Below are 16,688 nucleotides of genomic sequence, written 5' to 3'. Positions count from 1 at the left end.
AAACTGTAACAAGCAATTCATAATTTGAAGTTTTGCCTGATCCATCTGTAAATCGCACTATAAACTTCTTCTTTATTGGATTCATTTAATAGTTCATGGCGGCCTTCTGAAAAAAGCATTGTAGTAATTTTTTCGAGTCCGGATTTTTCATAAAGGTGAGCCGTTTTCCATATTCCTTTAGCATAATTTCCTACAGGATCGGCATCACCGCTTATTAATAACATAGGAATGTTTTTGCGGATAGAACGATTTTGTTTCGGATCATTCATCGTAATTAAACCATCCATTAAATCATAAAAGAATCTCGCTGTTGGAATAAAGCCAGCGTGTGGATCTTCCATGTAGGTTTGAATTACCTTTTCGTCACTGGAGAGCCAGTCAAAGGCTGTATTTTTAGGTTTGATTTTTTTATTATATTTGCCAAAAGCCAGTGCATTCATCAACTTGGATTCTTCCTTTGGGGGCAGCAGGTTTGCTAATAGTTTTCCTGCGTGAGATTGCAGTGCTGGAAAATAGCCGGTGCCGGAAAGAATTATCCCATCAATTTCTCTGCTGTAATTCTGCAGGTAATTTCTTGCTAAGAATGAACCCATACTGTGTCCAAATAAAAACACAGGTGTGGCAGGATGATCAGATTTTATTTGGTTCGTAATCATATATAAATCTTCCGTTGTTTTGGCAAAACCATCTTCTTCTGCAAAATAGCCAAGGAGTCCTTGTTCTTTGCCAGTATTGCCATGGCCGCGATGATCGTTTCCATATACAAAAATATTTTGCCCAAGCAGGTATTCAGCAAATGCATCATAGCGGTTAATATGTTCCACCATACCGTGGGAAAGCTGGACAATTGCTTTTGGCTTTTCATTATCTGTATACCATTTCTTTACATAAATAGCTGTATTGTCATCTGCTCGCATCCAAAATGTTTTCTCCATTATATTATCCTTTCTGCATTTAACTTCGTCTATTATCTATGATAAAATTAAATGGAAGTATCGTCCAATCTGAAATGCATTATTTGCTAGATAATTGAAAAATAGCTTGCTTTATATATCAGTATTATGCTAAATTAATCTATAGGTATTTGTCCGTTCAGGGGGTGTCTTTAATAAATGACAAGTTTGGTAAATATATTATTGATAATTGATGCTATTATAATGATCGTACTTATTTTATTGCAGTCTGGTGCAAGTGCTGGTCTTTCCGGAGCTATTTCCGGAGGTGCTGAACAGTTATTTGGTAAGCAAAAAGCACGGGGGATGGATCTGGTTCTCCACCGGGGTACCGTGATTACCGGTGTACTGTTTTTTATATTAGCATTTCTAAGTGCATATATTGTTTAATGAATCTGACCCTTATCACCAAATGTGTGATAAGGGTTTTTAAGTATAAATACGTTGTATAATCTAATATAATGGGTAAAATTAGTAACAGTGAAGGAGATGTACATAATGAAAATAATACAGCCAAAACCTTTTACATTTGAAGCGGGTCCACGTGCGGTGCTGCTGCTGCATGGGTTTACAGGTCATTCTGCAGATGTGCGTATGCTGGGCAGATTTTTAGAGAAGAAAGGATACACAAGTCATGCACCGATTTACAGAGGGCATGGATTGCCGCCTGAGGAATTGATCAAATCCAATCCTGAGCAATGGTGGGCAGATGTAAAAGAGGCATACGATCACCTCAAAGAGCTTGGCTATGAGGAAATTGCTATAGCTGGATTGTCTCTTGGCGGTGTTTTAGGTTTAAAGCTTGCTTATTCTATAAAAACAAAAGCGATTATCACAATGTGTTCGCCGATGTTCTTTGATAATGAAACACAATTATCAAAAGGATTTAAGTCTTTTTCCAAAGAATATAAAGAGTTAGAAGGGAAAAACGATGAAGATATCGAAGCAGAAGTGGATAAGCTAATGGAAGAATCCTCAGACATGTTCCATCAGCTGGGAGATTTTATCAAAGAGGTGAAAAGTGAGATTGATACAATCTATACACCAACATTTGTAGTTCAGGCACGTCACGATGAAATGATCAATACGAAAAGCGCTGCTTACATTTATGATACGGTGGAAACAAATGAAAAAGAAATAAAATGGTACGAAAATTCCACACATGTGATTACATTAGGGGAAGAAAAGGAACAGTTACATGAGGATATCTATCAATTCCTGGAATCACTGGATTGGAAAGTATGATTATATTCAGGAATAAGAGCAAACAATAAAAAGGAAAGAAGGTGAGCGAATGAAAGATAGAATACGTGAGTTTTTTAAAGAAAATGGAACAAAGCCATTGGCTGTTGATGAATTGGAAGAGGCACTTGAGATTGAGGATGCAGTTGAATTTAAAGAATTGGTGAAAGCATTGAATGAACTCGAGGATGCAGGTGAACTTGTTCGCACCAGAAAGAATCGCTTCGGGCTTCCGGAGAAAATGAATCTGGTTCGCGGAAGAATTCAAATGCATGCAAAGGGGTTTGCATTCTTGATTCCTGACGATGAGGATCAAACGGATGTGTACATCCACCATTCTGATTTAGCATCGGCTATGAATAATGACAAGGTATTGGTCAGGCTAGAAAAGAAAGATGAGGATGGAAACCGCCCGGAAGGAACCGTTATCCGAATCCTGGAACGTGCCACATTGCAGGTGGTAGGGACCTTTGAGGATAATCGATCATTCGGGTTTGTAATTGCTGATGATAAACGGATACCAAATGATATTTTCATACCTAAAAATCAAACACACGGTGCTGTCAGCGGCCATAAGGTAATTGCTCATATTACGAAATATCCGGAAGGAAGAAAAAGTGCAGAAGGAGAAATTATTCATATCCTTGGACATAAAAATGACCCTGGGATTGATATCATTTCCATTATTCATAAGCATGGAATCAAAACTGATTTTCCGGATGAAGTAATGGAACAGGCAAGTAATACTGCAGAAGTAATTTCAGAAGCAGAACTTGAAGGAAGAACAGACCGGCGAGAGGAAGTTATTGTTACAATCGACGGTGCCGATGCAAAGGATCTTGATGATGCAGTAATGGTAAAAAAGCTGGACAACGGAAATTATAAGCTTGGTGTCTATATCGCAGACGTGAGCTACTATGTTGAACAGAATTCAGCAATCGATAAAGAAGCATATGAGCGCGGCACAAGCGTTTATTTAGTCAACAGGGTAATTCCAATGATCCCGCATCGCTTGTCAAATGGAATCTGTTCCTTAAACCCTAAGGTGGACAGGCTGACACTTGGCTGTGAAATGGAGATAAATGATTCAGGACAGGTTGTAAATCATGAAATTTTCCAAAGCGTTATTAAAACAACGGAACGGATGACTTATAAAGATGTAAATAAAATTCTGGTTGATAAGGATGAAGAAACAAAAGAAAAATATAAATCACTCGTTCCGATGTTTGAACAAATGGAAAAGCTGGCTTCTATTCTAAATGGCAAACGAATGGGCAGAGGAGCAATTGATTTTGATTTCAAAGAGGCAAAGGTTTTGGTGGATGAAAAGGGTAAGCCGGAAGATGTTGTTCTAAGAGAGCGTTCTGTTGCTGAGCGACTAATTGAAGAATTTATGCTGGCCGCCAATGAAACAGTTGCTGAGCATATTCATTGGATGGATGTTCCATTTATTCATCGTATCCATGAGGAGCCTGATCAGGGAAAACTTCAGAGCTTTTTCGAATTCCTTGCTGGTCTCGGCCATGCTGTTAAAGGTACTGCCAATGATGTTCATCCACAGGCCCTGCAGAAAGTTATCGAAGGAATTCGTGGCAAACCAGAGGAAATGATTGTATCCAAGCTGATGCTCAGATCAATGAAACAGGCAAAATATGACCCGCAAAGCATTGGACACTTTGGTCTGGCAACAGAATTTTATACACATTTCACATCACCGATAAGAAGGTATCCGGATTTAATAGTACACCGGTTAATCAGAACCTATTTGATTGATAAAAAGATGGATAAAAAGACTATCCAGCAGTGGAAAGAAAATTTGCCTGAGATTGCCAGACATACATCTGAAGCAGAACGGACTGCTGTAGATGCAGAACGGGAAACAGATGACTTGAAGAAAGCTGAATTTATGCAGGATAAAATTGGTGAAGAATATACTGGTTTCATCAGTTCAGTTACAAACTTTGGATTGTTTGTGGAATTGGAAAATACAATCGAAGGACTGGTTCATGTCAGCTATCTTACAGATGATTATTATCACCATGATGAAAGAAGTCATGCAATGATTGGGGAAAGAACCGGTAATATATATCGGATTGGTGATGAAGTCAAAGTAAGAGTAACCAGTGTCAATACGGATGAACGTGCAGTGGACTTTGAAATGGTCCGTGCAGAAAAGCCTAAAACGAAAAAGCGCAAGAAGATAAAAGCAAAGAAAAAGTAATTTTTCTAATATAGCGGAACTGCCGAAAGCTATACAGCTGATTATAAACGCTGGTCATTAATGATTTTAAATGACCAGCGCTTTTATTTATCATATTTTCCGAGGATTTCGCATATAATAATGTTGCCCTAGGTAAAATTTATTGTTGACATCTAATTATTTGACGCTTATACTAAACATTAGCTGATACACAATAAATATAATGAATACAAGTTGCAATCTGCCTATAATATTAATACTATAATTTTAAAACTGAAAATTAATTTGTTTTTTCAACTTTCCTTAAAGGAGTATTTCGAATGAGCCATGATGTAATTCTTGCATTTTTGTTTACTCTGTTTGCCGGTCTCGCAACAGGGGTAGGAAGTCTTCTCGCTTTTTTTGCAAAAACAACAAATACTAAATTTTTATCATTTGCACTGGGATTCTCAGCAGGCGTTATGATTTACGTATCATTTATTGATATTATTCCGAAAGCACAGGAAGCTTTTGTTGGGGACCTTGGGGAGGAAGAAGGATCCTGGCTGACAGTTATATCTTTTTTTTCAGGTATGTTATTAATCGCATTAATTGACCGATTCATACCGAAAAGTTCTAATCCTCATGAACTTAAAAAGGTAGAGGATATGGAAAAACCAGGTTCAGCTTTGAAGGATCCTGCTTTACTAAAGATGGGAATGTTTACTGCATTAGCCATTGGAATTCACAATTTCCCGGAAGGAATTGCAACATTTGTTTCAACTATTCAGGATCCAGCTTTAGGTTTGGCAATAGCCATTGCAGTAGCAATTCATAATATCCCAGAGGGAATTGCCGTATCGGTCCCAATTTATTACGCAACAAATGACAAGAAGAAGGCATTTCGACTGTCTTTTTTATCCGGTTTAGCCGAACCAGTTGGAGCAGTTGTGGCATTTCTGATTTTAATGCCATTCTTAAATGATGTCGTTTTTGGTATTATCTTTGCAATGGTCGCAGGGATTATGGTCTTTATTTCGTTGGATGAACTGCTTCCTGCAGCCAAGAAATATGATGAAGCACATCTTTCCATCTATGGAGTAATGGGCGGAATGGCTGTAATGGCAATAAGCTTATTGCTGATTATCTAATCGCGTGGGGAACTTTTCAGTTTTCTTGAAATTTGCTTTAAAGGCTGGCCTTTTCAGGATGGAATTACTATCAAATGTTTGGTAGAATAGAGTTCTATGTAAGCGTTAGGAGGAAGTCTCATGCCAAAAGGTTTTGGAAAACCAATTGCCCAAAATAAAAAAGCATCCCATGATTATTTTATTGAAGACACATATGAAGCAGGAATCGTTCTACAGGGTACTGAGATTAAATCCCTTCGTGCAGGCAGGGTAAGTATTAAGGATTCCCATGCAAGAATTGATCGAGGAGAGATTAAATTAATAAACCTGCATATTGCGGAATATGAACAGGGGAACAGATATAATCATGATCCGACTCGTACGCGAAAGCTTCTGCTCCACCGAAAGGAAATTGATAAATTAATCGGTTTAACCCAGCAGCAGGGATATGCACTTGTACCTTTGAAGATCTATATTAAAAATGGATTTGCCAAGGTGCTGATTGGTCTTGGAAAAGGGAAAAAGAAATATGATAAACGAGAAGACTTGAAGCGCAAGCAAATGAAACGTGATGTGGATCGTGCGATAAAGGATCACATGAGATAAAGCTTATAAATCCTTCCAGCACTTGATTTTATCAGGATTTCTGTTATAATTATAACCGTAGTTGAAGCAATGCTATTGTATATGAATGCTCGATTAATTCCCGAGCGATTCTCATTTAAATGGGGACGTTACGGATTCGACAGGGATAGATTGAGCTCTGGTCGCACGTCGAGGTTACGGCTCGTAAAACGTTACTCGCCTAAATATAACTGGCAAAACTAACAATCAACCTGCTTTAGCAGCTGCGTAAGTAGCCTAAAGCGATCCTTCCTGCTATCGCCCGTGTGGCAGTATTGAAGGGTCTCAAATTAAGCGGGCTATTGCGGCAATCCACCGTCTGAGGATGGTCGCTGAATATAATCAGACTAGCTATCCTATAAGCCTGTTGGCAGGCTGCTGGAATAGCGAATGATAATATACCAACTATGCGTGTAGAAGCCTGAGTGGCGATATCTCTGGACGAGGGTTCAACTCCCTCCGTCTCCACCAATACATAATTTGGTGGTTTTTTTATTTTTGTTTATAAAAATTGGTAAAAAAAATAAAAATAAATTCCCTCCATAAATGTCAGCGGAAAATAAATAGAAACTATTTTCTAAATAATCTGCTGAAAAATGATTTTTTCTCATTCTCTTTTTCTTCTGCTTCAGCAGCTGCAATTAGTTTTTGGGTTTCCAGACGTTCAGTGATTGTTTTCATTAAAAGTTTATCACGTTCATTAAGACGGAATTGGATATATTCATGCTGCTTTTCCATTATTTTGTGTAATTCCTCCATTCGTTCACTTTGATGAACAATTAACTCCTTTAACTCATCGTATTGCTTACTGTATTGCTTTGTATCGGGTGTATCGCTTGGCGTTACGGTCTGTATCGTCTCTGTGTCAAACCGCTCCAAAACAATGTTTGCGGCTTGTTCTACTGTAACGTTAGATTTCTCTCGTAATTCTTTAAGGTAACGTAATGCCATAATGTCTTTTTCTACAAACAATCTGGCATTGCTCTTCGATTTGAGAATTTCGTAGCCTGATGTTTCCATTTGCCGAGCGTATTTCCTGGCGGTAGGTACTGCTATACCCAGCATTACGGCAATTTCGCTTGTTGAATAAGCCTTTTCTGTTGTTACAGCTTTATTTTCCACGTAATCACCCCTATATAATTAATTCAACATCTGTTTTTAAATTCCTTTTAAATTATGAAAATAGTCCGATATTTTATATTTCTATATTTCAAAAACGCTAGTAACCTGATTGAAAATTAATGGGTACTGTGTACTGTTTAGTAATTATATATTTGATTTCATTGTAAATGGACATTCATTAACGTTAAAATAGACTTGTTGAAGTTACGGAAAGGGGCAATTATTTTGAATACATATCCAAATGTACAAGAAACAAAAGATCTTATTAAACAATTAGTTTCCATACCAAGTCCTTCTGGAAATACAGCCAAGGTCATTCAATTTGTGGAAAACTATCTGAAGGAATTAGATGTGGAAACAAAACGGAATCGTAAAGGCGGATTAATCGCAACATTCCCTGGGAAAAATAATGATGAACATCGTATGCTTACTGCACATGTGGACACATTAGGGGCAATGGTTAAAGAAGTAAAATCAAATGGACGTCTGCGCCTGGATCTGATAGGGGGTTTTAAATATAATGCAATAGAAGGAGAGTACTGTGAGATACAAACAACAAGTGGAAACGTATACACAGGTACAATCCTGATGCATCAAACCTCTGTTCATGTGTATAAAGATGCCGGAGATGCGAAACGAAATCAGGAAAATATGGAAGTCCGAATTGATGTAAAAGCAGAAAATGCGGAGGACATTCGGGAGCTTGGTATTGAAGTGGGAGATTTTGTTTCCTTTGATCCAAGAGTCCAGATTACAGACAATGGGTTCATTAAATCTCGTCATTTGGACGACAAAGCAAGTGTTGGCATCCTGCTTCAGCTTATAAAAAGAATTAAAGAAGAAACGATTACATTGCCATATACGACCCATTTTCTCATTTCGAACAACGAAGAAATCGGTTATGGCGGAAATTCCAATATCCCTCCGGAAACAGTGGAATATCTGGCTGTTGATATGGGTGCAATGGGAGATGGACAATCCACAGATGAATATACTGTCTCGATTTGTGTGAAAGATGCCAGCGGACCATATCATTTTGAGCTGAGAAAAAGGCTTATAGAATTGGCAGAAGCAAATAATATCGAATACAAGCTGGATATTTACCCATACTATGGATCAGACGCCTCTGCAGCCATCCGTGCAGGACATGATATTGTTCACGGATTGATAGGTCCTGGAATTGACTCATCCCATGCTTATGAAAGAACTCATGAAACGTCATTAGATTATACAGAACAGTTACTCTATCATTATGTTTTATCAGAACTGGTTTCCTATTAATAAAAAACGAACCTGCCATACTGCGGGTTCGTTTTTATCATTTACAATACATACAAATATACACACAAAAAGTGAAACAAGCTTCCAGCTAATATAAATAGATGAAATATTTCGTGGAAGCCAAAATGCTTAAACGAAAGAAATTTTGGCTTTAGCCAATATATAAATGCACCAATGGTATAAAACAATCCACCAATGATCAACATAGCCATTCCGCCAATTCCTAAAATTGGAGCAAGGGCTGCACTAAAAAATACGACAATCCATCCCATTGCAACATACAAAGCTGTTGATAACCATCTTGGGGCATGGAACCATACTAATTTGAATGTTACTCCCAGCACAGCAATACTGCTTATCACTGCAAATAGCACCCAACCTGTTACACCATTCAAACTGATGAGGCATAATGGTGCATAGGTTCCTGCGATAAGCACAAAGATCATCGAATGGTCAATCCGTCTTAAAAATGCAATCACATGATCTTTGGCAACAACCATATGATAGGTTGCAGAAGCTGAATATAATAGTATCATACTGACCCCAAAGATAATCACAGCAGCGATGGCAAGTGTTGATTCTGTTACTGTTGAAGCTTTGATTACCATAGCCAATAGTCCCGCAAAAGATAAAACAGCTCCAAATAAATGTGTTAATCCATTAACGGGTTCCCTGATATAAATCCCCAAAATACCAACACCTCTTCATGTAGTTTTTAAAACTATATTGTAATGATACATGCATATTATTAAGTAGTCAAGGTTTACTGGAAAATAAATATACCGTATAATGAATGAAAAAATTAACTGGAGTTTTTACAATGGAAAATATAATTAAAAAAATGAATCTGGACACCTATTTATCTCTGGAAGAAATACCGGATTTGGATTTATATATGGACCAGGTCATTCAGCTTTTTGAAAATAAATATGCAGATACGAAGCGAAATGAAGATGAAAAAGTATTAACAAAAACAATGATTAATAACTATGCAAAGGGAAAGCTTTTCTTTCCAATAAAGAATAAAAAGTATTCAAAGGGACATGTCATCCTGATCAGCATGATTTATCAGATGAAAACTGCTTTATCGATAAATGATGTGAAACAGACGCTTGATAAACTTAACAATAAAATAACTGAAGATGAATTTAATCTGCAAAATCTGTATAAAAGCTATCTGCATTTACTTGATTCAAATGTAAATATGTTCACAGAAAACATGGAGGAACAAGTAGAAGAAATAAAAAACGAAGTAGCAATGCTGGAAAATAAGGATGAAGAATATCTGCAGCAATTTTTATTAATAGCTGCTTTTACAAATATGAGTAATTTTTACAGAAGAGCCGCAGAAAAAATAGTCGATGAATTGGAGCAAGATGAAAAAGAGGATTAGCAGAAGGAAGGTAATTTATTTTGAAACTTAGTATTTTAGACCAATCCCCTGTACCAGCAGGAAAGACTCCTAAGGAATCCCTTGATGCCACTATAGAACTGGCAGTACTTGCAGAAGAATTAGGATACACCAGATATTGGACGGCAGAGCATCATGACATGACAGGCCTGGCAAGTCCATCTCCGGACATTATGCTGGCACTGATCGGGGCACAAACTAAAAGCATCCGAATTGGCTCAGGAGCTGTATTGCTGCCGCATTATAAACCATTTAATATTGCCGAACGATATAATATGCTGGCCTCATTATTCCCGGGACGGATAGACCTTGGATTAGGACGGGCACCAGGTGGGTCAGCTGAAGCTACCATGGCGCTTTCAGATAATTTTTTGCAGAATGTAAAGGAAATGCCACAGTCTTTAGATGATTTACTTAACTTTATTAATAACAGCTTTCCAGAAGAGAATTTGTTCTCGAAGATTAAACCGGAACCTGTTCCAAAAAACTCACCAATGCCATGGCTCCTCGGTACCAGTGAAAAAAGTGCCATATTAGCTTCGGAAAAAGGCATCAATTATGCATTCGGCCATTTTATGACAGATCAGGACGGACCTTCCATTGTCAGGAAATATAAAAAGAATTCAAAAGGAAAACAATCGCTCGTTGCTGTTTCTGTCATTTGTGCTTCAACTACTAAAGAAGCGGAAGAGCTCGCTTTAAGCAGCCAGCTTTGGAAGATTCAGCAGGATAAGGTGGAAGGTGGAAAAGGAATTCCTTCCATAGAAGAAGCGAAATCCTATAATTATACAGATGATGAAAAATCTAAAATGCAGAAAATGAAAGATAATCTTATCATTGGCACTCCGAAAGAAGTAAGAGTCCAGCTTGAAGCACTTCAAGAGGAGTATCAAACAGATGAATTTATGCTCGTGACAATTACGCATCGTTTTGAAGACAGAAAAAAGTCTTATGAATTACTTGCAGATGAATTTGGATTATAGCAGTTAGAAGTAAAGTAAAACGTTCATCATTGAGGCGATGAACGTTTTTCAATCTAATACTCTTCTACATATTCCTCATAATCCAATACTTCAATCACTTCAGACCAGTGCAGGACAGTCCCGACGAAATCTCTGATATCAAGACCTTCCATTTCATACGTTTCGTCATCATTAACTGTGCCGGTTGCATCTTCAATGAATGTAACTTTATAACCCCGGTCAAATGCTGCAATCGAGGTAAACTGACAGCAGAATTCAGTGTTAAATCCGACTATAAAAAGATGATCGACACCTAATTCTTCCAGAATTGAAGCAAGGTTGGTGTTGAAAAAAGAACTTGGTGTCTGCTTTTCAATTACTTGTTCAGCATAATCTTTTAACGAGCTATGTAATTCAGAACCAGCTGAGTCTTTAAAAAGAGGACTTTCTTTTTCATCATCCAGATGTCTTACGAAAATTACCGGGTCATCATTCTCCTTAAAATCTTTGATAATACCCTCCATTTTTTCCAATTCTACTTCAAAATCTCCAAATTCAACGATGCCATTCTGTACATCAATAACTAATAATGCTTTCACTACGCCACCTCCAAATACTTTTATTCTACAAAGATTGTTTAAATCCTGCCTGATTAATAAAGAACTATTGTCAAATACGTCTCAGGGCCTAGTCCAAAATATTTCTTAGGCTCATTACTGAGATCTTGTATTCCCGGTAAGATGGAATCAGGATAAAGAAAGGAGGCAAAAGTAATGAAAAAATTCATGTTGTTTATTGGAGGGCTGGTTGCGTTATTCATTTTGCTCGCCAACCTTGGACCAATGATTCTGCTAGGCCTCAGCATTTGGCTGTTATACGTAATCTTCAAGAAATTTGCCAAGAGTGACTCTACAGCTGGGAAAATTGGCTGGGTCATATTAGGATTGATTGTCCTAAGTATCACATTTTCTAACATATTTGCTGTTATAGGTGTTGCTGCGGCTTATGTATTGTATCTTGTAATAACCAACTGGAGAAAGGAAGATAACGATCAGGTTGTTCATGAAATGAAAGATGATGATCCATTTACAAATTTTGAACGTCAATGGGCAGAAATTAATAATTAATTTAAAAGGAGAGGTTACTAAATGTCTAACATTTTTACACGTATTAAGGATTCCATTTCAGCAGATCTTCACGATATGATGGATAAGAAGGAACAAAAAAACCCAATCGCTGCTTTAAATCAGTACCTTCGTCAAAGTGAGCAGGAAAAAGAAAGAGTAAGAAAGCTGATAGATCGCCAGTATCGCCTAAAAGAAGAATTTTCTAGAGAATATTTAAAGGCACAGGACTTTGCTGAAAAAAGATTGAAACAGGCAAGGATTGCAGAAAAAGCTGAAGAAACAGCGATGCATGAATTTGCTATGAAAGAATATGAAGAATATCAGGCACGTGCAGATCGCATGAAGGCATCCCGTGAAGAGGCAATACAGCAGCTTGATATGCTGGAACAAAAATATGAAGAAATGAAGCATAAGCTAAAGGACATGCATCTGCGCAGAATGGAACTAATGGGCAGAGAAAATATTGCTCATGCTAACCACCAAATCAATAAGGTAAATGAAGAGGCATCTGACAAACCTTTTTCCAGATTTGCCGAGATGGAACAGTATATTGAAAATCTAGAATATAAAGTAAACAGTGCATATTACCGCAGTACATTCGACAGCAAAATCGCCAAACTTGAAAAAGAAATGAATGAACAGACGAACTGATCATTCATAACAGAAAATGGAACAAAAAAATGATATACTGAACAGGCGCAAGTGTTTGCGTCTGTTTTACATAGAACAAACTGTTAAAGATCCAGATCCGGACATAGAAAATTGCAAGTCTTTACATAAATAGAGAAAGGGGGATCACCAATTGTTCAAGCGACTAAATACAGATACATTAAATTGGATATTGATTATCGGTGTGATCCTCTTTATTATTGAGCTTACTTTTTTTCATGGTGGCATGATCGCCTCTGCTTTGTTTTCTGGTGTATTCATTTATGTTGGCTGGAAGAAGTTTAACAGGCTTTGGGGGAAAATAGTTTTCTGGCTTGGTGTTGTTGGAGCAGTATTTGCGATTTTAAATATGCTTGCTGTTAGATTTTTGATCATCGCAGCAATTGTACTATTTATTGTGAATTATTCCAAATCAAAAAAAGAAGCAGAAATGATCACACCAGGCCTGCCAAATGCTCAGGAAATCATAACTGATCCAGTGATGAAAGTTAAACCATTATTTGACCACCGGATTTTTAATGACCAAAAAACAGAAGATATTGCCTATCAATGGCGGGATGTAAATATACATGGAGCCTTTGGTGATAGAGTAATTGATTTAAGCAATACAGTGCTGCCAAATGATACTGCTGTTATTTCCATCAGACATCTTGTTGGCAATATTGAAATTTATGTACCTTATGAGGTGGAGGTAAGCATCCATCACAGCTCCATTTTTGGCCGTGCCCACATTCTGGGGGAGCATAATTTGAAACTGATGAACCAGTCACTGATTTATCAGACAGAGAATTATGATAAAGCAATGCCAAGAGTGAAAATTATTACCTCTTTATTGTCAGGCGATATTGAGGTGAAACGAATATGAATACGATTATTCGTCAAGTCTCCACTGCTGTTCTTTTAAGTTTAATCATCTCCATAACAATTGCCGGAATCACTTTATCCATGTTTTTAGGACGTGATTGGTCAGATATTCTTGGATATAAAATTGGAGAGGTGCCATTTCTGTTAGTGATTCTTATCGTTCCGGTTATTGCTGGCATGATTGGAGGTCTTGTAACGGGAGTTTACTGGAAGCAGCGGCTGCAAAGAACAGAACGGCAAATGCAGGCAATTATTAAAGACCAGAATTTAACGATCGATAATGAAACATATAAGGAATTGGATACCATTGAGAAACTGATGGTCCAAATTCAGGAAAAAATCAGGCTCCAGACAGAACATGCACAGCGACTGGCAACGGAAAGAGCAACAGAAAGAGAAAAGAGTCTTCAGGAAATTGTGGTTCAGGAAAGAAATCGTCTGGCAAGAGAATTGCATGATTCTGTCAGTCAGCAATTATTTGCAGCTTCTATGATGATGTCTGCCATTAATGAGGCTCAACCACCAGAGGATCCGCAGGTAAAACAGCAGCTGCAAATGGTTGAAAAGATGATCAATCAATCCCAGCTTGAAATGCGGGCACTGCTTTTGCATTTACGGCCGGTAGCACTAAAAGGGAAGTCACTCCAGGATGGTGCCAAGGAGCTGCTTGTTGAATTGACTCAAAAAGTTCCAATGAAAGTAGATTGGAAAATTGAAGATTTCACAGTCGACAAAGGAATTGAAGACCAATTGTTTCGTATTCTGCAGGAAGCAGTTTCAAATACGCTGAGACATGCAAAAGCAACTTCCCTGCATGTCATGCTTATTGAACGGGATGAGAAGGTTATTTTACGTATTGCAGACAATGGAATCGGATTTAATATGGATAAAGTTAAAACAAGCTCTTATGGTATGCAGAACATGCGGGAGAGAGCCTATGAAGTTGGTGGAGTATTCAAAGTGGTTAGTTTACCCAATGAAGGGACACAGCTGGAGGTTAAGGTGCCGAATTTAAGAGGAATGGGGGGAGAAAAAGATGATTAAAGTTTTATTTGCTGATGATCATGAGATGGTGCGAATTGGTGTATCTGCATATCTCTCAGCACAGCCTGATATTGATGTAATTGCAGAAGCTGATGATGGAGGAAGTGCTGTGAAAATAGCATTGGAACTAAAGCCTGACATTATTTTGATGGATCTTGTAATGAAGGAAATGGATGGAATTGAAGCAACGGAAAAAATCATTGAGCAGTGGCCTGAAGCCAAAATTATAATCGTCACAAGCTTTTTGGATGATGAGAAAGTATATCCTGCCTTGGAAGCTGGAGCTACCAGCTATATGCTGAAGACATCCAAAGCCTCAGAAATTGCAAAAGCAATCCGCTCAACACATGAAGGGCAATCAATCCTGGAGCCAGAAGTTACAGGGAAAATAATGAACCGCATGCGTGAAAAACCTGCAGTCTATCTGCATGAGCAATTAACCGACCGGGAAATGGAAATTCTTATGCTGATAGCACAGGGTAAAACAAACCAGGAGATTGCCGATGAACTTTTTATTGCATTAAAAACAGTTAAGGTTCATGTTAGCAACATCTTAGGAAAACTGGAAGTCCAGGACCGGACGCAGGCTGTTATTTATGCATTTAAACATGATTTGGTTGAATGAAATAAGAGAAGTGGCAATGTATCTGATGCTGCTTCTCTTATTTCATTTATCCGCCCCATTGTCTCCCCACTGATGAAATGATTTGACAAGACTATAAATCGAAAGTAATTCATAAAGCATAATTAATTCAGGCGGAAAACCTGTTGAATAATTATTATCCTTTTTGACTGTGATGCTTCCTTCCCAAAATAATTTCTGCAATTTTACTTCCTTTTCCTGATGCTCTGATTTACTGAACTTAGAGCTGCTCTTGAGTCCCTGAACTAATAATCCGGCGGCGTTATTAATCATTTTTTGATTTTCAATTGATAATAAAAATTTCTGGGAAGGCAGCCCCATTAAATTTGTAAGATGGTAATGAATTAGCCTTAGTGACATCAGTTTTTGCTCAGCCTGACGAAATGTATCTTTTTCATTTCCAACAAGCGGATGATACTTGGATTCATCCCTTTGAAATTTTAGCAGTGTTTCGGTTTGGACAATTTTTTTATCAAGCTGATCGATTCGATATTTATTTATCTCAGGATCCTTATTACTTAAGAGACTTTGAAAGAGCTTTTCAATGGTGAAACCAGTCTGTTTTGTAATGCTTTGAATATTTTTTTGGATTTCTTTTGTATAATCCGGTGGCAATACAAACATATTCACACCTGTGGATACAAGCAGTCCAACTGTTGTTGTTCCTAAACGGATGAAAAAAGATACTAAATAGTTGCTGTGTATGACTTCGACCATTGCAACTGCAGTAAGTGTTGCTACTAGGAGCCCCGCATGTAATTTCAATTTGAAGCAGGTAGCGATAGTCAGAACAGCAGCAAGTGTATAGGTGATTGGTGAATTTCCAAAGATCGAAATAAATAAAACTGCATAGGCTGACCCTATTGCAGATGCCGGAAATCGGACAATCCCTTTTTTAATTGAATCTGAAACGGTAGGTTCCAATGTAACAATTGCTGTAATAACAGCAAATACAGGAGGCCAATTCAATAGCTCGCAGATCCATGCTGTGAGAAAAATAGCAACCCCGGTTTTAATCACCCGACTCCCCAAAAACTGAAAAAGTTTCAATCTGCTTGCCCTCCAAATGTAAAATTACAAATTATAAAGTTATATACTTATTCTCTAATAGATTACATCATAATTCAATTCTTTACCTGAGAAGAATACAGAATTACTTTACATTTTTTTATTTATATAATAAATAAATGTAAAAGCTTTGAAAGCTGATATACAGCGATTTTTTCAGCAAGACTAGCTAATGAAATAATACAAAAATAAAAATTTTCTAAAAAGGGGTTGCAATTTCAGGGAAAATTAAATAGACTGTATTATAACAAATAAGAAATTAAATAAACTGTTATATAAAAGGTGGTGTAAAAATGAAAAGATCAAAAGATACTGTTTCATGCCCTAATTGTGGAAAAGAGGTGGATTCAAAAAGCTACATGATGGAAT

At 37.4% G+C, this 16,688-nt stretch carries 18 protein-coding genes and 1 other RNA gene; 14 read left to right on the top strand and 5 right to left on the bottom strand.

What is annotated here, in order from left to right:
* Positions 1-17: 17 nt before the first annotated feature.
* Complete coding sequence (locus tag CIL03_RS10605) at positions 18-935, bottom strand: alpha/beta hydrolase (RefSeq protein WP_094885820.1); 918 nt, start codon at positions 933-935, stop codon at positions 18-20.
* Positions 936-1,112: 177 nt separating this feature from the next.
* On the opposite strand from CIL03_RS10605, the gene secG reads away from it, so the two are divergent.
* From secG to ssrA, 6 genes are all read left to right on the top strand, one after another.
* Positions 1,113-1,343 (top strand): preprotein translocase subunit SecG, encoded by a 231-nt coding sequence (gene secG / locus CIL03_RS10600; protein WP_094885819.1) that lies wholly within the window; start codon positions 1,113-1,115, stop codon positions 1,341-1,343.
* Between the two features lie 108 nt (positions 1,344-1,451).
* Positions 1,452-2,198 carry an alpha/beta hydrolase gene (locus CIL03_RS10595; protein ID WP_094885818.1) on the top strand — a complete coding sequence of 249 codons (747 nt, stop codon included), beginning with the start codon at positions 1,452-1,454 and terminating at the stop codon, positions 2,196-2,198.
* A gap of 49 nt (positions 2,199-2,247) precedes the next feature.
* Positions 2,248-4,416, top strand: a complete 2,169-nt coding sequence (gene rnr / locus CIL03_RS10590; RefSeq protein WP_094885817.1) for a ribonuclease R — start codon at positions 2,248-2,250, stop codon at positions 4,414-4,416.
* Positions 4,417-4,715: 299 nt separating this feature from the next.
* Complete coding sequence (zupT, locus tag CIL03_RS10585; RefSeq protein ID WP_094885816.1) at positions 4,716-5,525, top strand: zinc transporter ZupT; 810 nt, start codon at positions 4,716-4,718, stop codon at positions 5,523-5,525.
* 120 nt (positions 5,526-5,645) lie between these two features.
* A complete protein-coding gene (gene smpB, locus CIL03_RS10580) occupies positions 5,646-6,110 on the top strand; it encodes an SsrA-binding protein SmpB (RefSeq protein ID WP_094885815.1) in 465 nt (154 codons plus the stop codon).
* 121 nt (positions 6,111-6,231) lie between these two features.
* Positions 6,232-6,599, top strand: a transfer-messenger RNA (tmRNA) gene (gene ssrA / locus CIL03_RS10575).
* Positions 6,600-6,698: 99 nt separating this feature from the next.
* On the opposite strand, the gene CIL03_RS10570 is transcribed toward ssrA, so the two are convergent.
* Positions 6,699-7,250 carry a DUF3967 domain-containing protein gene (locus CIL03_RS10570; protein WP_094885814.1) on the bottom strand — a complete coding sequence of 184 codons (552 nt, stop codon included), beginning with the start codon at positions 7,248-7,250 and terminating at the stop codon, positions 6,699-6,701.
* A gap of 225 nt (positions 7,251-7,475) precedes the next feature.
* Here CIL03_RS10570 and CIL03_RS10565 point away from each other — a divergent pair, with 225 nt between their 5' ends.
* Complete coding sequence (locus tag CIL03_RS10565) at positions 7,476-8,531, top strand: M42 family metallopeptidase (RefSeq protein ID WP_094885813.1); 1,056 nt, start codon at positions 7,476-7,478, stop codon at positions 8,529-8,531.
* Between the two features lie 41 nt (positions 8,532-8,572).
* On the opposite strand, the gene trhA is transcribed toward CIL03_RS10565, so the two are convergent.
* Positions 8,573-9,220, bottom strand: a complete 648-nt coding sequence (trhA, locus tag CIL03_RS10560; RefSeq protein WP_094885812.1) for a PAQR family membrane homeostasis protein TrhA — start codon at positions 9,218-9,220, stop codon at positions 8,573-8,575.
* 131 nt (positions 9,221-9,351) lie between these two features.
* Here trhA and CIL03_RS10555 point away from each other — a divergent pair, with 131 nt between their 5' ends.
* Both CIL03_RS10555 and CIL03_RS10550 read left to right on the top strand, forming a co-directional pair.
* On the top strand, positions 9,352-9,924 hold the full coding sequence (locus CIL03_RS10555; RefSeq protein WP_094885811.1) for a DUF1836 domain-containing protein: 573 nt from the start codon (positions 9,352-9,354) through the stop codon (positions 9,922-9,924).
* 20 nt (positions 9,925-9,944) lie between these two features.
* The gene (locus tag CIL03_RS10550) at positions 9,945-10,925 is read left to right on the top strand and encodes an LLM class flavin-dependent oxidoreductase (protein WP_094885810.1); all 981 of its coding nucleotides are present in this window, start codon (positions 9,945-9,947) and stop codon (positions 10,923-10,925) included.
* A 53-nt stretch (positions 10,926-10,978) separates the two neighbouring features.
* Here the strand turns inward: CIL03_RS10550 and CIL03_RS10545 are convergent, their stop codons facing one another.
* Complete coding sequence (locus tag CIL03_RS10545; RefSeq protein WP_094885809.1) at positions 10,979-11,503, bottom strand: cysteine hydrolase family protein; 525 nt, start codon at positions 11,501-11,503, stop codon at positions 10,979-10,981.
* Positions 11,504-11,677: 174 nt separating this feature from the next.
* On the opposite strand from CIL03_RS10545, the gene CIL03_RS10540 reads away from it, so the two are divergent.
* The 5 genes from CIL03_RS10540 to CIL03_RS10520 all read left to right on the top strand — a co-directional run bounded on the left by CIL03_RS10540 (position 11,678) and on the right by CIL03_RS10520 (position 15,233).
* Positions 11,678-12,031 carry a lmo0954 family membrane protein gene (locus CIL03_RS10540; RefSeq protein ID WP_094885808.1) on the top strand — a complete coding sequence of 118 codons (354 nt, stop codon included), beginning with the start codon at positions 11,678-11,680 and terminating at the stop codon, positions 12,029-12,031.
* A gap of 21 nt (positions 12,032-12,052) precedes the next feature.
* Positions 12,053-12,682 (top strand): PspA/IM30 family protein, encoded by a 630-nt coding sequence (locus CIL03_RS10535; RefSeq protein WP_094885807.1) that lies wholly within the window; start codon positions 12,053-12,055, stop codon positions 12,680-12,682.
* Positions 12,683-12,833: 151 nt separating this feature from the next.
* On the top strand, positions 12,834-13,565 hold the full coding sequence (gene liaF / locus CIL03_RS10530; RefSeq protein WP_094885806.1) for a cell wall-active antibiotics response protein LiaF: 732 nt from the start codon (positions 12,834-12,836) through the stop codon (positions 13,563-13,565).
* A complete protein-coding gene (locus CIL03_RS10525; protein WP_094885805.1) occupies positions 13,562-14,608 on the top strand; it encodes a sensor histidine kinase in 1,047 nt (348 codons plus the stop codon). The genes liaF and CIL03_RS10525 overlap by 4 nt, the downstream gene beginning before the upstream one ends.
* Complete coding sequence (locus CIL03_RS10520) at positions 14,601-15,233, top strand: response regulator transcription factor (RefSeq protein ID WP_094885804.1); 633 nt, start codon at positions 14,601-14,603, stop codon at positions 15,231-15,233. Before CIL03_RS10525 ends, CIL03_RS10520 begins: the two co-directional genes overlap by 8 nt.
* 42 nt (positions 15,234-15,275) lie before the next feature.
* Here the strand turns inward: CIL03_RS10520 and CIL03_RS10515 are convergent, their stop codons facing one another.
* Positions 15,276-16,301 carry an FUSC family protein gene (locus CIL03_RS10515; protein WP_094885803.1) on the bottom strand — a complete coding sequence of 342 codons (1,026 nt, stop codon included), beginning with the start codon at positions 16,299-16,301 and terminating at the stop codon, positions 15,276-15,278.
* Positions 16,302-16,688: the final 387 nt, after the last annotated feature.

The organism is Virgibacillus indicus, assembly GCF_002266285.1.
GTDB lineage: Bacteria > Bacillota > Bacilli > Bacillales > Amphibacillaceae > Virgibacillus_K > Virgibacillus_K indicus.
Note: the sequence above shows the minus strand (reverse complement) of the source record. Positions and strands in the feature narration are given on the sequence as shown.

What these genes read in the sequence shown, in the direction of transcription:
- CIL03_RS10605 (WP_094885820.1), bottom strand. Translation starts at nt 935, where the DNA reads ATGGAGAAAACATTTTGGATGCGAGCAGATGACAATACAGCTATTTAT.
- secG (WP_094885819.1), top strand. Translation starts at nt 1,113, where the DNA reads ATGACAAGTTTGGTAAATATATTATTGATAATTGATGCTATTATAATG.
- CIL03_RS10595 (WP_094885818.1), top strand. Translation starts at nt 1,452, where the DNA reads ATGAAAATAATACAGCCAAAACCTTTTACATTTGAAGCGGGTCCACGT.
- rnr (WP_094885817.1), top strand. Translation starts at nt 2,248, where the DNA reads ATGAAAGATAGAATACGTGAGTTTTTTAAAGAAAATGGAACAAAGCCA.
- zupT (WP_094885816.1), top strand. Translation starts at nt 4,716, where the DNA reads ATGAGCCATGATGTAATTCTTGCATTTTTGTTTACTCTGTTTGCCGGT.
- smpB (WP_094885815.1), top strand. Translation starts at nt 5,646, where the DNA reads ATGCCAAAAGGTTTTGGAAAACCAATTGCCCAAAATAAAAAAGCATCC.
- CIL03_RS10555 (WP_094885811.1), top strand. Translation starts at nt 9,352, where the DNA reads ATGGAAAATATAATTAAAAAAATGAATCTGGACACCTATTTATCTCTG.
- CIL03_RS10540 (WP_094885808.1), top strand. Translation starts at nt 11,678, where the DNA reads ATGAAAAAATTCATGTTGTTTATTGGAGGGCTGGTTGCGTTATTCATT.
- CIL03_RS10535 (WP_094885807.1), top strand. Translation starts at nt 12,053, where the DNA reads ATGTCTAACATTTTTACACGTATTAAGGATTCCATTTCAGCAGATCTT.
- CIL03_RS10525 (WP_094885805.1), top strand. Translation starts at nt 13,562, where the DNA reads ATGAATACGATTATTCGTCAAGTCTCCACTGCTGTTCTTTTAAGTTTA.
- CIL03_RS10520 (WP_094885804.1), top strand. Translation starts at nt 14,601, where the DNA reads ATGATTAAAGTTTTATTTGCTGATGATCATGAGATGGTGCGAATTGGT.